Origin of the sequence: Bacillus sp. NTK074B, from assembly GCF_017303375.1 — a bacterium.
In the GTDB taxonomy this organism is placed as follows: domain Bacteria; phylum Bacillota; class Bacilli; order Bacillales; family Bacillaceae_B; genus Rossellomorea.
The window spans coordinates 366,497-381,230 of sequence record NZ_JAFKOH010000002.1; the positions used below are offsets into that span (position 1 = coordinate 366,497).

At 41.8% G+C, this 14,734-nt stretch carries 16 protein-coding genes and 1 other annotated feature; all 16 genes read right to left on the bottom strand.

The genetic code is table 11. The annotated features are described in order from the left end of the window. Nucleotides 1-108 precede the first annotated feature (108 nt). A complete protein-coding gene (pyrR, locus tag JI667_RS05145; RefSeq protein WP_206850998.1) occupies nt 109-654 on the bottom strand; it encodes a bifunctional pyr operon transcriptional regulator/uracil phosphoribosyltransferase PyrR in 546 nt (181 codons plus the stop codon). A gap of 194 nt (nt 655-848) precedes the next feature. After that, nucleotides 849-1,760, bottom strand: a complete 912-nt coding sequence (locus tag JI667_RS05150; protein ID WP_206850999.1) for an RluA family pseudouridine synthase — start codon at nt 1,758-1,760, stop codon at nt 849-851. Further along, nucleotides 1,732-2,226, bottom strand: a complete 495-nt coding sequence (gene lspA / locus JI667_RS05155; protein ID WP_206851000.1) for a signal peptidase II — start codon at nt 2,224-2,226, stop codon at nt 1,732-1,734. Before lspA ends, JI667_RS05150 begins: the two co-directional genes overlap by 29 nt. A gap of 106 nt (nt 2,227-2,332) precedes the next feature. After that, on the bottom strand, nt 2,333-2,614 hold the full coding sequence (locus JI667_RS05160) for a hypothetical protein (RefSeq protein WP_206851001.1): 282 nt from the start codon (nt 2,612-2,614) through the stop codon (nt 2,333-2,335). Nucleotides 2,615-2,749: 135 nt separating this feature from the next. Continuing rightward, the gene (gene ileS / locus JI667_RS05165; protein ID WP_206851002.1) at nt 2,750-5,521 is read right to left on the bottom strand and encodes an isoleucine--tRNA ligase; all 2,772 of its coding nucleotides are present in this window, start codon (nt 5,519-5,521) and stop codon (nt 2,750-2,752) included. Nucleotides 5,522-5,645: 124 nt separating this feature from the next. Then, nucleotides 5,646-5,881 (bottom strand) — a binding site (T-box leader). 47 nt (nt 5,882-5,928) lie between these two features. Then, entirely contained in the window at nt 5,929-6,444 is a 516-nt protein-coding gene (locus tag JI667_RS05170) for a DivIVA domain-containing protein (RefSeq protein WP_098350955.1), read from the bottom strand. 89 nt (nt 6,445-6,533) lie between these two features. Then, nucleotides 6,534-7,304, bottom strand: a complete 771-nt coding sequence (locus tag JI667_RS05175; RefSeq protein ID WP_206851003.1) for an RNA-binding protein — start codon at nt 7,302-7,304, stop codon at nt 6,534-6,536. A gap of 85 nt (nt 7,305-7,389) precedes the next feature. Continuing rightward, nucleotides 7,390-7,653, bottom strand: coding sequence for a YggT family protein (locus tag JI667_RS05180; RefSeq protein WP_206851004.1), 264 nt, complete (start codon nt 7,651-7,653; stop codon nt 7,390-7,392). Between the two features lie 8 nt (nt 7,654-7,661). Further along, nucleotides 7,662-8,105, bottom strand: a complete 444-nt coding sequence (locus tag JI667_RS05185) for a cell division protein SepF (RefSeq protein WP_206851005.1) — start codon at nt 8,103-8,105, stop codon at nt 7,662-7,664. Nucleotides 8,106-8,121: 16 nt separating this feature from the next. Next, nucleotides 8,122-8,796 (bottom strand): YggS family pyridoxal phosphate-dependent enzyme, encoded by a 675-nt coding sequence (locus JI667_RS05190; protein WP_206851006.1) that lies wholly within the window; start codon nt 8,794-8,796, stop codon nt 8,122-8,124. Between the two features lies 1 nt (nt 8,797). Then, on the bottom strand, nt 8,798-9,619 hold the full coding sequence (gene pgeF / locus JI667_RS05195; protein WP_368077880.1) for a peptidoglycan editing factor PgeF: 822 nt from the start codon (nt 9,617-9,619) through the stop codon (nt 8,798-8,800). 51 nt (nt 9,620-9,670) lie between these two features. Next, nucleotides 9,671-9,958, bottom strand: a complete 288-nt coding sequence (locus JI667_RS05200) for a YlmC/YmxH family sporulation protein (RefSeq protein WP_206851007.1) — start codon at nt 9,956-9,958, stop codon at nt 9,671-9,673. A gap of 650 nt (nt 9,959-10,608) precedes the next feature. After that, a complete protein-coding gene (sigG, locus tag JI667_RS05205; RefSeq protein ID WP_206851008.1) occupies nt 10,609-11,385 on the bottom strand; it encodes an RNA polymerase sporulation sigma factor SigG in 777 nt (258 codons plus the stop codon). A 200-nt stretch (nt 11,386-11,585) separates the two neighbouring features. Continuing rightward, nucleotides 11,586-12,305, bottom strand: a complete 720-nt coding sequence (gene sigE / locus JI667_RS05210; protein WP_206851009.1) for an RNA polymerase sporulation sigma factor SigE — start codon at nt 12,303-12,305, stop codon at nt 11,586-11,588. Between the two features lie 53 nt (nt 12,306-12,358). Further along, entirely contained in the window at nt 12,359-13,285 is a 927-nt protein-coding gene (gene spoIIGA / locus JI667_RS05215) for a sigma-E processing peptidase SpoIIGA (protein ID WP_206851010.1), read from the bottom strand. A gap of 255 nt (nt 13,286-13,540) precedes the next feature. Beyond that, nucleotides 13,541-14,704 (bottom strand): cell division protein FtsZ, encoded by a 1,164-nt coding sequence (ftsZ, locus tag JI667_RS05220; RefSeq protein ID WP_206851011.1) that lies wholly within the window; start codon nt 14,702-14,704, stop codon nt 13,541-13,543. Nucleotides 14,705-14,734 lie beyond the last annotated feature (30 nt).

The following is a 14,734-nucleotide window of genomic DNA, read 5'->3' on the forward strand; positions in this document are numbered from 1 at the left end:
ACCCTCTTTGTCCTAAAGAGGGCACAAAGAGGGTACAAGAAGGCCAGTTTCCACCTTCAAATCCCATCCTTTGTCAGCCTCACTGGACCGCTCTTAAAAGGACTTCCTTTATTCTTTTTCGTGTATTGCGACAGCGTCTTCCTGATCTACTTCGGTTAAAGCAACCATGATTTTCTCAGAGCTTGAAGTCGGAATGTTCTTCCCGACGAAATCCGCCCGAATCGGCAACTCTCTATGTCCCCGATCCACAAGGACCGCCAGTTGGATCTGGCTTGGCCGCCCAAGATCCATTAAGGCATCCAAGCCCGCACGGACCGTCCTCCCAGTGAATAATACATCATCCACCAGAATGACTTTCTTGTTTGTAATATCCACCGGCAGGTCAGACCCCTTAACCTCTGGTTCGTGATCGTCTGTTTTCTTTGTTAAATCATCTCGGTATAGAGTGATGTCTATTTCACCGACTGGAATTTCTTCCCCTTCAATCGCATGAATCCGCTCGGCTAATCTATTGGCGATGTAAATGCCTCTTGTTTTGATTCCTACAAGAATGCAATCTTCAATACCCTTGTTTCGTTCAATGATTTCATGAGCGATCCTTGTGAGTGCTCTTCGAATGGCGGGTTGATCCAACACCGTTGCTTTCTTAGTCATTTACAGCCACCTCGCTTTCTAATTATCCACATAAAAAATCCCTCTCACCGCTATAGATGAGAGGGCAGATTTATCGTTATAATCCATTGCACACCAATAGAATTGGTCATACATTGCTCCTTCTCAGCCTCACGGGACCGTATTAAAGGTTACTTATTCAATTAATTACATCATAAAGGTCACGTCGAAATTTGTCAATGGTTATTTTCAAGATGGTTGATCAATTTTGTGAATTCTTCCGGTAACTTTGCATGGAACTCCATATATTCTTCCGTTCTTGGATGAACAAAGCCAAGTACTCCTGCATGAAGGGCCTGTCCATCAATACTTAACGTCTTACGGGGACCATATTTCGGATCTCCAGCAAGCGGAAAGCCGATGTACTTCATATGCACCCTGATTTGATGGGTTCTTCCTGTTTCCAATTCACATTCAACGAGCGTAAAATCCTTATATCGGTCCAACACTTTGAAATGGGTGACCGCTTGTTTTCCATTATCTACGACAGCCATACTCTGGCGATCTTTAGGGTCTCTTCCGATTGGAGCATCTATCGTTCCATATTCGTGTGGGATCAAGCCATGTACAATGGCCGTATATTTCCTGGTTACAGACTTTTCTACTAACTGGTTTACAAGATGTTCATGGGCCATATCATTCTTGGCTACCATGAGTAAACCGGATGTGTCCTTGTCAATTCTATGGACGATGCCCGGTCTTAAAATTCCATTGATGCCTGAAAGATCCTTACAATGATACATCAATCCATTTACCATTGTCCCCGAATAATGTCCAGGAGCGGGATGGACGACCATCCCTTTCGGCTTGTTCACGACGATAACATCTCCATCTTCATATGCAATATCCAGGTGTAAATTTTCAGGCTCTACATCCAATTCTTCCGGTTCCGGAATTGAAACCGTGATCACGGCGTTCAAAGTGCACTTCAAGTTTGGCTTGACACTTTCATCATTCACTTTGATATGACCGTCCTTAATCCATTGCTGGACCTGGGACCGTGACCATTCCTTATTCAATTGACTAACGACCTTATCAATTCGTTCTCCCTGTTCTTCTTCAAGTATGCTGTGCTGAATTACTTCCATTTTTGTTCTCCTTCTTTGCTTTTCGTTCGTCTAAATACATGTAAATGAGTAACAATGCCACTCCAATGGTTAATGCTGCATCGGCAATATTAAAAATCGGAAAATCATAGGAAAAAATGTATGTATTTAAGAAATCGACCACTTCTTTTCTAAAGACACGATCAATAAAGTTTCCAATTGCTCCACCAAGCATAAAAGCGAGGCTCAGACTAAACAACGGATGCCCCTTTGCATGGACTTGCATATAATACACGATACCTACAATTACAACTAATGTAATAATATAAAAAAACCACATTTGTCCTTGGAGGATTCCCCATGCTGCACCTTGATTCCGATGAGAAGTAAGATAAAAGACATTATTTATTATTGATATGCTTTCTCCCTCGGTCATTTGTCTCACTACCAACCATTTTGTTAATTGATCCAATCCAATAACAATCAAAGCCACTAAATAATAATACACAAAGGCAACCTCCGAACATCGTTAATTGATTACCTTTGCATTTTAGCATAAAAGGGGAAATAAAGACACTGAAACTAGAGGTGATTGGTGGAAACATGAGAGAAAATCAGGAGTAGGATGAAATCTTCCCAAACCTCCTCCAGTCTAAAGCATTTTGAATCGATGTACAGGTTGGATTCATCAGCATGAAATCAAAAGGAATTTCTTCGCCGCTCATTTCACAATATCCATATTCATTATCCCGGAAACGAACCAAAGCTTGTTTCACCTCTGTAATTTCCTCTTCTATATATTTCTGAATTAAAGGATGTTGAGATTGACTTGCCTCAAGTTCCTGCAAGGATGTCTTCAGCTCTTCTACAATGGATGTGTATCGGTCATATGTCATCTTGATCCCTCCACTTATAGTATGGAGGAAATGGCCATGAATATTGTGTTGCAAGATATAGCAATTATGGAATTTGAATGCGGGCGTATAAGACATAAAAAAGGTGACCGGCCAAATTGACAGGTCACCTTTTCGTTACGTCAAGTGAGAGTAGCTTTCTTTCACAACAGACGCACATCGTGTGCATAGAGTTGGATGATCTTTATCCTCGCCAACTATTGTAGTGACGATCCAGCAGCGGTCACATGTTTCACCATCGGCTTTTTCGACAACGATGTTGTTTTCACCAAGATTCAAGGCATCATCCGGGGCTTCATTTACCGCTCCACCTATTTCAAAGGCAGACACGATAAACAACTGCTTTAAGTCTTCTTTAATGGAGTCCAGTAAGCTTTTTGTTTCATCATTCACGTAAAGTGTTACTTTAGCCGTTAACGATTTCCCGATGATTTTCTGGTTACGAGCTTCCTCCAGGGCCTTTAATACATCATCTCTTAATTCGAGGAATGCACTCCATTTTTTCTTCAATTCATCAGCATCTGCGAATGTTTGCACTTCAGGCATATCTGTCAGTTGAACACTTTCTCCCTCAGCACCCGGGATATACCCCCAAACTTCATCTGCAGTGTGAGAAAGGATCGGAGACATAAGTTTCGTAAGAGCCACCAGACATTCATACAGTACAGTCTGTATTGCACGTCGTTCGTAATGATTTTCCGACTCGATATAAAGAACATCCTTCGCAAAATCAAGGTAGAATGAGCTTAAGTCCAAGGTACAGAAATTATTGACTGCGTGATAAATGCTGGCAAATTCATACTTATCATAAGAATTTTTCACGTTTTTTACGAGGTCATTCAGCTTCACAAGCATGAATTGATCGACTTCTCTTAGCTGATCGAAGGATACGGCATTGGATTTAGGATCAAAGTCAGAAAGATTCCCCAATAAGAAACGGAATGTATTACGGATCTTGCGGTAAACTTCAGCTACCTGCTTTAGAATAGGATCTGATACACGTACATCCGCCTGATAATCCACAGATGCAACCCAGAGGCGCAGAATGTCGGCACCAAGCTGTTTCATGACTTTCTCAGGAACCATGACATTGCCTAGTGATTTACTCATTTTCCTTCCATCACCATCCAGTGCGAATCCGTGACTCAATACTCCTTTATATGGAGCTTTTCCTGTTACGGCTACACTCGTCGTTAAAGATGAGTTGAACCACCCACGATATTGATCAGAGCCCTCTAAATAAAGATCTGCCGGACGTTGAAGATCATCTCGTTCCTCAAGGACTGCCTGATGAGAAGAACCTGAGTCAAACCACACATCCATGATATCCTGTTCTTTTGTGAACGTCCCATTCGGGCTGCCTTCATGAGTAAATCCTTCAGGTAGAAGGGCTTTCGCTTCTTTCTCAAACCAGATATTCGACCCGTGTTCACGGAAGAGATTAGACACATGATCAATCGTTTCATCTGTAATGATTTCCTGACCATTTTCAGCATAGAATACCGGAATCGGCACCCCCCATGCACGTTGACGGGAAATACACCAGTCACCACGGTCTCTGACCATGTTGTAGAGGCGTGTTTCGCCCCATGCCGGAATCCATTTCGTTTCATTTACCGCTTCTAATAATTCTTTACGGAATTTATCAATAGATGCAAACCACTGGGCGGTTGCTCTGAAAATAACCGGCTTCTTTGTACGCCAATCATGTGGATAGGAGTGAGTAATGAAGTTTAACTTGAGCAATGCCCCCAATTCCTGAAGCTTCTCAGTGATCGGCTTATTGGCTTTGTCATAAAATAACCCTTCAAATCCAGGCGCTTCCGAAGTCATAACCCCTTTATCGTCTACAGGACATAACACGTCAAGGCCATATTTCTTCCCTACAAGGAAATCATCCTCACCATGCCCTGGAGCTGTATGAACACAACCTGTACCTGAATCGGTGGTAACATGCTCACCAAGGACGACAAGTGATTCACGGTCGTATAGCGGGTGTTTTGCAACGATACGCTCAAGCTCGGCACCCTTTACCTTTTTGGATACAGAATAGTCTTCCCACTCTAGATTCTTTGCTACCTCTTCAAGTAAATCTTCTGCTACTACATAGCTGTTTCCCTTCACATTTACAACGACATAGCTAAGATCAGCATGAACCGCGATTCCAAGATTGGCAGGAATCGTCCAAGGAGTTGTCGTCCAGATAACGAGCTGGGTTCCTTCCTTCAGGACACCCTTTCCTTCTGTGACGGCAAATCCAACATAAATGGACGGGGAACGCTTATCCTGATATTCGATCTCTGCTTCAGCAAGTGCTGATTCACTTGATGGTGACCAATAGACCGGCTTCTTCCCTTTATAGATGTATCCCTTTTTCGCCATATCTCCGAACACTTTGATCTGCTGGGCTTCGTATTCAGGTCTTAGTGTAATATATGGATTATCCCAATCGCCTCGAACCCCTAATTGCTTGAATTGCTTACGTTGGTTATCCACCTGCTCATATGCATATTCCTCACATAATTTACGGAATTCTGCAACAGTCATTTCTTTGCGCTTTACGCCTTTATTTGTTAAGGCCTGCTCAATCGGCAATCCATGTGTATCCCAACCCGGAACATACGGTGCGTGGTATCCGTTCATGGATTTATATCGAACGATGAAGTCCTTAAGGACCTTATTCAGCGCGTGACCCATATGAATGTTACCATTCGCATATGGAGGTCCGTCATGAAGGATGAATAAAGGACGATCACTCGTTCTTTCCTGGACTTGTTGATAAATGTTCATTTCTTCCCATTTCTTCTGTGTATCCGGCTCTCGTTTCGGCAAATTCCCTCTCATCGGGAATTCCGTTTTCGGCATTAATAATGTATCTTTATAATCCATGAAACTCTTCCTCCTATATCGTTCATCTTTATTGCCATCATTTCTAAATCTTTCGCGTCTTAATCAGAACGGGTGCACTTCCTTATATTTATATTAAAATAAAAAAAGCTTACTCATCCCTGGAAAAAGGGACGAGAAAGCTTTCCCGCGGTACCACCCTCATAAAGACCATATAAGATCTTCACTCGTTAAGATTCGTAACGTGAATAATTCGCTAATCATTACTCTTCTAACCGAATTTCATGAGAAGGGCTCGAGGGTGATATTCCGCACTCTTTTCCTTATCGGGCTCACACCGTCCCCGACTCGCTAGAAAGGATTTATTTAATAAGAACGTACTGTCCCTGTCTTAACCTCTGACAATTAAGAATGTGTTGTTCAATTATATGAAAATATTGCGCTTTTCGTCAAGACAATGTCTCTTCTTCTTTTAAGGTTTTTAAATCCGTAGCATCCAGATCGAATTCCATCAATTGATCCCAATCATTTGTATCAAGAAGATCAAGCTGTGCTTCGATAAGCATTTTGAATCGTGTCCTGAACACTTTTGATTGTTTTTTGAGCTCTTCAATTTCAATGGCTATCTTCCGTGCCTTGGACAATGATTCGTTCACGATTCGATCAGCATTCTTCTCTGCTTCTTTAATGATCAGCTTTGACTCTTTCATTGCATTTCTCTTGACTTCTTCCCCTGCTTCTTGAGCAATGACGATTGATTTGTTCAACGTTTCCTCAATGTTGGTAAAATGACCTAAACGTTCATTCAAAGAGTTTAAACGTTCTTCCGTTTCTTTCTTCTCACGGATTAGAATTTCGTAATCTTTAATAATTTGATCTAAAAATTCATTGACCTCATCCTCATCATAACCACGAAAGCCACGACTAAATTCTTTATTATGTATGTCTAATGGCGTTAAAGGCATGGGAGCCACCTCCAGTACTTGGTGAATTACATATTTATTATAACTAAAATTTCGACAGTATGAGGGGGAATTCCTTTATTTTTCAGAAATTATTTCAGTATTCCAACAGAAATTCGCCATTTATCCCGTTTTGTTCTGCCTTCAATGGACAGCAACTTACTTCTTCCGTATCCTCTTGCGGATAAAACATCTGAAGCTTCCACATCGAAAGACGGATTTTCAACGGTTTTCCAGTTCACTTTCACATGACCGCTTTTAATCAATGTTTGAGCCTTTTGGCGGGAATCATTGTAGATTGCAGCGAGTACGACGTCAAGTCTTAATGAACTGACAGTCGTTGTCTTTTCCTGCCACTCTTCCTGACTCTTCATTTTTTCATGCAATGGTATATCCTTTAAAGATACCTTGGCTTTTCCAATTTGGGTGAGTTCCATGCGAACGTAGTCTGAGATTTCATCTGCAAGCAACAAATGAATGGTCTCTTCCCCGGTCACAATATCCCCGAATTTATCCCGCTTTAATCCAAGAGACATAAGGGTCCCTAATACCTGTCTATGTTCTATTGTAACAAACTTCGATGGATACTGTATTTCAAATGCCCTTATACCAAAATCTTCTTCCTCCGGTTGGAAATAGGAGGGATATATAAATGCTCGTTTCCGTTCTGAATCTTCCGGAGAGAAGGAAAGCATGATTTCATCGTTATTTCCTACAATCGACTCGACAATATGCTGTTGCCTTGGGTCCAAAAAATCCGTCAATTTCGGTGCATATTGTTGTTCCACAGAGTCCTTCCATTCTAAAACAGCATCTACAAACTCTTTTTCATCGGGTCTAAAGTGTTGATAAATGGAAGACAAGAGTTCAACACCTCCTTGATTATTACAGAATAAAAGGACTGAAACGGATTGACCGGTTTCAGTCCTTTATGGGTCTAAGCTTCCATTAAATAAGCCATCTAAATAATTGCGTTAAGCCTGATTGCGCCAGGTTTAACACAATGAATGCCACAATTGGTGAAATATCAATCATCCCGATTGATGGAACAATCCGTCTGAATGGCTCCAGGTAAGGTTCACAGATTCTTGCAAGGAACTGTCCGATCGACGTCTCTCTTGCATTCGGGAACCAGGACATTAAGATATAGATGATCAAAGCCCAAGAGTATATTTGAATTAAATTAATTAAAATTTGATAAACCCACAACATAATTTACATTACCACCTCGAATCTGATAGGTCTTCCTCTTTCAAGAACTCAGAAATATTGCCGCTTACTTCTACATTGTCTGGTGTGCAGAGAAAAATATTATCCCCTACACGCTGAATGTCTCCTCCGATGGCATACACTGTGCCACTGAGAAAATCGACGATCCGCTTTGCTTGATCATGTTGTATCCGCTGAAGATTCACAAGTACAGACCTGCGATTCTTCAGGTGGTCTGCTATTTCCTGGGCCTCAGCATAAACTCTTGGTTCAACAAGAATCATTTTTGAGGATTTTTGTACACTTTGAAGGCTCACAACATTTTGTTTGGAATTAGGCAGCTGCGACTTCATGGGCTTTTTCTCCTCGTATTCTTCTTCGTACTTTTCTTCTTCATATTCATATTCATCTTCGTCCAGCAAAAAGAATGTCTTGAACTTTGACTTAATACCCATTTTTATTCATCCCCTCTCAGTCATTTCCAACTAATGCAGTTCCAATACGAATAAACGTGGCACCTTCTTCAATTGCAATCATATAATCATTGCTCATCCCCATAGATAATTCTGTGCAAGGGGCGTGAGGAAGCTTCAATGAGTGTATTTCCTCCTGAATGGTTTTCAGCTGCCTGAAACAAGAGCGCAAAAATGCTTCATCATCTGTATGTGGAGCCATCGTCATTAATCCTGCGACTTTAATATTGGAATAGTTTTTCAAACGATCGATAAATCCCTTTACTTCATGGGGTGAAATACCATGTTTGGACCCTTCTCCGGACACATTCACTTGAACGAAACAAGAGACAGGCTTTTCAGCCCTTTTAGAAATTTCTTTCGCCAATGACAAACGATCCAGGGAATGTATGTATGATACTTTATCAATGATGTTTTTGACTTTCCTTGATTGAAGGGAGCCTATGAAATGCCAATGGGGCTTGTCCCGAAGTACTTCCCACTTGGAGCTCAGTCCTTCATCCCTGTTTTCACCTAAGTGAAGAATCCCAGCTTCGAGCGCCTCTTCTGCCCGTTCAATCGATACGTACTTCGTGACTGCGACAATGGTTATGTCTTCAGGGCTTCTTCCGCTTTGTTTGCAGGCACTTTGAATATTTTCCTTGATTGCCTTAACATTTTCTGATACGTTCATTTCATTTCTCCTTCCAGCCAATAAAACTCATTATTCTTCCCGTTTTGCCACCATCTCTACGATAAGAGAAAAATTCTTCGTGACAGGACGAACAAAAACTGGAAGTACGGATTTGATCAGGATTTAGCCCGCCCTGAATCAAGAGCTTTCGGTTAAGCTCTTTAAGGTCGAGATTATACTGTCCCTCTTCCTTTAAATTATAGGGTAAGTTGTTTTCATCTTCTAGTGTTTTTTTCACTTTATCGATAACATAATCGTCCACTACGTAGCAATCACGGCATATTGAGGGTCCGATCACCACTTCTAATGAAGAGATGGAGCTCCCTTTCCCGATGAATGATTCAACCATTTTCGGGCCTATACGAAGAACCGTCCCCTTCCATCCTGCATGAGCCAAACCGATCATTCCTGTTGCCCTGTCCAGGAAATAAAGGGGGACACAGTCTGCATAACACATGGTTAACAGAATATTCCTTTCGCGAGTCATGAAACCATCGGTGTCCTTGATGCTGCTCTTGTAGTCTTCTGCGCCTTTCCCGGCGTCCTTTGAACAGGGAGTATATATGGTACTCCCGTGTGTTTGTTCCGCCGCTACCCATGTAAAGAGTGGCATATTCAATCCTGTTGCAAGCAGGTGGCGATTGTGGATGACAGAAGTTTCCTCGTCTCCTACATGAAGCCCCATATTGAATGTATCGAATGGTCCTGAACTACTCCCGCCCCGTCTTGTAGTGATACCTGCGATTAATTGGGGGGTTCCTTCTGTCCATTCACCAATGGAGTAATAAGAGTCTGTTTCAAATACAAAAGGCTCTTTCAACACGTTGAATCTCCTTCTTTTTTAATTAAGTGTACCATAGACTTTGAAGATTCGTCATGTTTCGGGGGATTGTTTCGGTTCCTGCAGCTGTCCCTGAATATAGTGGCTGTCTTTATATCTGACCAGGATGACATCTTCTCCTATTTTCACAATACTGCTCCAGGGGATCACAATATCTTCTTCCTTGCCAAAAAACCCTAATATTTTCCCACCGCTGCCGATTACGATTGCCTCAATCCTTCCTGTATCAAGGTTGATTTCAATATCTCCTATATTCCCTAACTTCCTCCCGTCTGAAATACTCACCACATCTTTTACCTGAAACTCAGATATACGTACCATCTTTTTTCACCCTCTTTTCAAGTTGTTCCTTATGGGTTGATAATGGACAAAAGGCATAAAGACACCTTTCCACCTATTTTAATTAGATATTATAAGTGTATGCTACAAAAAGAAAGGCAGACCTTCCCGAAGGAGATCTGCCTTTCTTTTCTTTTTCCAGCTGCGGCGGCTAGCCCCTCGAGGTCACAACCGAAAAATCCCATAAGGCAAACAGAGCCTTTTGGGGATTTCCCAGTTGTGCTTGTCGGGGCTGAACGAGCCGCCTCCGCTTTTCTTTTTCCAGCTGCGGCGGCTAGCCCCTCGAGGTCACAACCGAAAAATCCCCATAAGGCAAAGAGCGCCTTTTGGGGATTTCCCAGTTGTGCTTGTCGGGGCTGAACGAGCGACCTCCGCTTTTCTTTTTCCAGCTGCGGCGGCTAGCCCCTCGAGGTCACAATGAAAAATCCCCATAAGGCAAAGAGCGCCTTTTGGGGATTTCCCAGTTGTGCTTGTCGGGGCTGAACGAGCCGCCTCCGCTTTTCTTTGTCCAGCTGCAGGGCTTAGAGGCTCGAGGTCATAAGTCAAACCACCCAAAAAGGCAAAGTGCGCCTTTCCGGGTGGTTCGCCTTATGCTTGTCGCCTCTGGGCAAAGCCCTTCCGCTTTTCTTATTTCATTGAATATTTTTGTTCATTTGTTTGATTGCTGCTTTTTCGAGTCTTGATACTTGGGCTTGGGAAATGCCGATTTCGTCTGCGACTTCCATTTGGGTTTTTCCTTGGAAGAAACGTTTGCTGATGATGAGTTTTTCACGATCATTTAATCGTCTCATCCCTTCTTGAAGGGCAATTTCTTCAATCCAGTGAAAATCCCGGTTCTTTTCATCGCTTAGTTGATCCATGACAAAGATGGGGTCTCCACCATCATTGTAGATCGGTTCGAACAATGAAACAGGATCTTGAATGGCATCGAGGGCAAAGACGATTTCCTCGTGTGATACATCCAACACTTTTGCAATTTCTTCTGCAGTCGGTTCCCTGGATGTTTCCCCCATTAATTTTTCTCTTACTTGTAAAGCCTTGTACGCAATATCTCGTAGTGAGCGGGACACTCTTATTGGGTTATTGTCCCTCAAATAGCGACGGATTTCTCCAATAATCATTGGAACCGCGTATGTAGAGAATCGGACGTTTTGACCTAAATCAAAATTATCGATGGATTTCATCAATCCAATACACCCTACTTGAAATAAATCATCAACATATTCTCCACGGTTATTAAAGCGTTGAATTACACTTAAGACGAGGCGCAGATTACCATTGACCAGTTTTTCACGTGCGGTGATGTCACCCGCTTGCATTTCTTTAAAAAGTATTCTCATTTCATCATTTTTGAGAACTGGCAATTTGGATGTGTCCACACCACAAATTTCGACTTTATTACGTGTCATTCTTTCCCCTCCTTGTAGGAGCTGCTGTACAAAATTCAGTATTTCCTTGAAGAGGAAAAATATGCATTTCAATCTGACAAGGGTTGGTCAACAATTCCTTAAACCCTTGCGCCATCTGGTTAAATGAATATGTTTTTTTAAAAAACAATGAAAAAAATAAAAAGCTGACCTTTTCCATGGAAAAGGTCAGCTTTAAAGCATTAAACCATTTTATTGAATTCCTTCTTTAAGCGCTTAATGATTCTTTTTTCTAAGCGGGATATATAGGATTGCGATATACCAAGCATATCTGCAACGTCTTTCTGGGTTTTTTCTTCTTCCCCCATCAAGCCGAAACGAAGCTCCATGATTTGTTTTTCCCGTTCTGATAGCTGATGAAGGGCATTGAAAAGCAACTTTTTATCAACGGTAGCTTCAAGGTCTTTCGTGATGATATCCTCTTCCGTACCAAGTACATCTGATAAAAGTAATTCATTTCCATCCCAGTCGATATTAAGGGGTTCATCAAATGAAACTTCTGACCTTATCTTATTATTCCTCCTTAAGTACATCAGAATCTCATTCTCGATACATCGTGAAGCATAGGTCGCCAACTTGATTTTTTTCTCTGGATTGAAGGTGTTCACTGCCTTTATGAGTCCGATCGTACCGATACTGATCAGGTCTTCAATATTTATCCCGGTATTTTCAAATTTCCGTGCTATATATACAACTAATCTCAAGTTTCGTTCAATCAATAATGATCTTGCTGCCTTATCTCCATTGGGCAATTTATTGAGTAGTACCTCTTCCTCTTCTTTCGACAATGGAGGAGGAAGAGCTTCGCTACCACCTATGTAGTAAATTTCATCTGTCTTCAGTCCAAGTTTGATTAATAGTTTGTACCAGTAGTATAAAAATTTGAATTTGAATTTTTTCATTGTTGCTCCCCCTTCTATTTCTTTAAAATGTGAGTATAGTAGTAGTAATTGAATCAAGAAACATTGAGTACCGGTTTACGCATAGCCATTTTTGGATGGAGGATTGCTTGGAAATTCCCATCTGCTGAAAGAGGTTCTTCCCTAAAGGCAATTAATCCATTGGGAATGATCCATTCTGATTCATGATCTTTCAATACTAATGAATCAGGCTTTATGGCAGCAAGAAGCTGACTTTTCCTTCCTACCGATTGTGCCGGTATTATACGCATCCTGTCAGACCAGCGGGTTCCGATTTCTTTCTCTCCTGAAAAAATTTCTTCGACTTCATGGCAAAGTGCTCTCATTTCATGAGGGATCTCACCCTCGATTTCTGCAATGGATAAAATCATGACCGGATTTTTGGAGATTGGGTCCTGAAGCTGATTTCCACTGTCTACAAGACCTGTAACGGTACATTGGAAATTATCAATTTTTATGTTCACTTCCAGGAGCTGATCGTATTGAAGCTTTACGTGCTCAATGCTATCCACCCTCGCTTTTGAAAAATACCAGGCAAGAGGCAGTGCGAGCATTACAAATACCCAGCTTATCGGGTCACCGAATCCACGTATACTTGCCAGCAGCATGGATGATTCCCTGCTTGGATCAAAACTAATAAAATAATGAGTCCCTATTAAAATTCCACCCGTGAAGAAGGTGACAAAATAGAACATAAGAAGATTTGATAAGTAAAAGCGCAATCTCCTATAACCAAAAGCTGAAAACACCATGACAACTGAAAATAATAATTTTACAAAAGGGCTCCCAGTGAAATGAGCATAGGGTGAAAAAGCCAGGAGAATAATGATAGAGCCTATCAAACTGCCGATTCCGATTCTCCAGAGGGCATATTGTCTCTTTAAGATGATCCCTGTTAACCATAGTAAGAAAAAGTCTACTAACAGATTCAACAACCAGATGACATCCAAATATAAAGTCAATCTCTACCCTCCTTTTTACATTTCACCTAGCAGCTTTTTAGTCACCAGAGGAATGACTTATCAGAAGTATATCGTACATACCTAATAAAAGTTGTCATTTTTTGTATGCTTTCAAGGAAAACTTTTCAGAGATATAAACGAAAAATGTCATTAAATATAGAGGGATTATGGCTATGTTTTAGAGGAGTATAATGATAAAGACAGCAAAAACCCCCAAGATAAAATACCTTGGGGGATTTTGCTTATCATCGGTTATTATCTCCGACGATTACGGTTGCGAAGGAATGTTGGGATGTCCAATGTTTCTTCAGCACCTTGATTGGAAGAGGTCCTCACAGGCTCTTGCTGTTGAGGCTGTTCTTCGCGTTTAGGATGTTCGCGTTTAACCGACTGGTTCGGGTTAGCACTTTGATTTGGCTTCATTGCACCAAATGTGGGGCGTGTTTGTTTTGGAGGCTGGATGACCTCTTCATTAAAACCTGTTGCAATGACGGTTACGACAATATCATCTTTTAAATCTTCATTGATTACAGAACCGAAGATCATGTTCACTTCTTGGTCTGATGCAGAGGCTACTATATCTGCCGCCTCCTGTACTTCGTATAGGCTTAATGACGTTCCGCCCGTGATGTTCATCAGGACACCCTGAGCACCGTCGATGGATGTTTCTAGCAACGGGCTGGAAACCGCTTTTTTAGCCGCTTCAGTGGCACGGTTTTCTCCAGAGGCTGCACCGATTCCCATCAAAGCTGAACCTTTATTGGACATGATCGTTTTAACATCTGCAAAGTCCAGGTTGATAAGACCAGGAGTGGCGATAAGATCTGAGATACCTTGAACACCCTGACGCAGTACATTATCCGCTTCACGGAAGGCTTCAAGCATTGGAGTGCTCTTATCCACGATTTCAAGAAGGCGATCGTTTGGAATAACAATAAGTGTATCTACGCCTTCTTTCATAGCTGCGATACCACCGCTAGCTTGATTTGAACGCTTTCTGCCTTCGAAGGTGAATGGCCGTGTTACAACACCCACTGTCAATGCTCCGATTTCACGGGCGATTTGAGCGATTACAGGAGCTGCACCAGTTCCGGTACCTCCACCCATTCCGGCCGTAACAAAGACCATGTCCGCCCCTCTAAGGGCCTCTTCAATCTGCTCTTTACTTTCTTCAGCAGCCTTTTTACCAACTTCAGGATTGGCACCTGCACCTAACCCCCTGGTTAATTTGCCACCGATTTGCATTTTAATTTCAGCTTTTGATAGATTCAAAGCTTGTGCATCCGTGTTAACGGCGATAAATTCAACACCCTGAACACCATGTTCGATCATTCGGTTTACAGCGTTGTTTCCTCCGCCACCGACACCAATAACTTTTATTGTCGCTAATGAATCTAAATTTGTATCAAACTCCAACATGACAAATCCTCCTAACTCGTCGAATCTATG

Bases quoted from the DNA above. Each gene is read 5' to 3' on its own strand.
- ileS (WP_206851002.1), bottom strand. From the start codon at position 5,521: ATGGATTATAAAGATACATTATTAATGCCGAAAACGGAATTCCCGATG.
- sigE (WP_206851009.1), bottom strand. From the start codon at position 12,305: ATGAAAAAATTCAAATTCAAATTTTTATACTACTGGTACAAACTATTA.
- pyrR (WP_206850998.1), bottom strand. From the start codon at position 654: ATGACTAAGAAAGCAACGGTGTTGGATCAACCCGCCATTCGAAGAGCA.
- JI667_RS05180 (WP_206851004.1), bottom strand. From the start codon at position 7,653: ATGTTGTGGGTTTATCAAATTTTAATTAATTTAATTCAAATATACTCT.
- JI667_RS05150 (WP_206850999.1), bottom strand. From the start codon at position 1,760: ATGGAAGTAATTCAGCACAGCATACTTGAAGAAGAACAGGGAGAACGA.
- ftsZ (WP_206851011.1), bottom strand. From the start codon at position 14,704: ATGTTGGAGTTTGATACAAATTTAGATTCATTAGCGACAATAAAAGTT.
- JI667_RS05200 (WP_206851007.1), bottom strand. From the start codon at position 9,958: ATGGTACGTATATCTGAGTTTCAGGTAAAAGATGTGGTGAGTATTTCA.
- JI667_RS05160 (WP_206851001.1), bottom strand. From the start codon at position 2,614: ATGACATATGACCGATACACATCCATTGTAGAAGAGCTGAAGACATCC.
- JI667_RS05170 (WP_098350955.1), bottom strand. From the start codon at position 6,444: ATGCCTTTAACGCCATTAGACATACATAATAAAGAATTTAGTCGTGGC.
- sigG (WP_206851008.1), bottom strand. From the start codon at position 11,385: ATGACACGTAATAAAGTCGAAATTTGTGGTGTGGACACATCCAAATTG.
- JI667_RS05190 (WP_206851006.1), bottom strand. From the start codon at position 8,796: ATGAACGTATCAGAAAATGTTAAGGCAATCAAGGAAAATATTCAAAGT.
- JI667_RS05185 (WP_206851005.1), bottom strand. From the start codon at position 8,105: ATGGGTATTAAGTCAAAGTTCAAGACATTCTTTTTGCTGGACGAAGAT.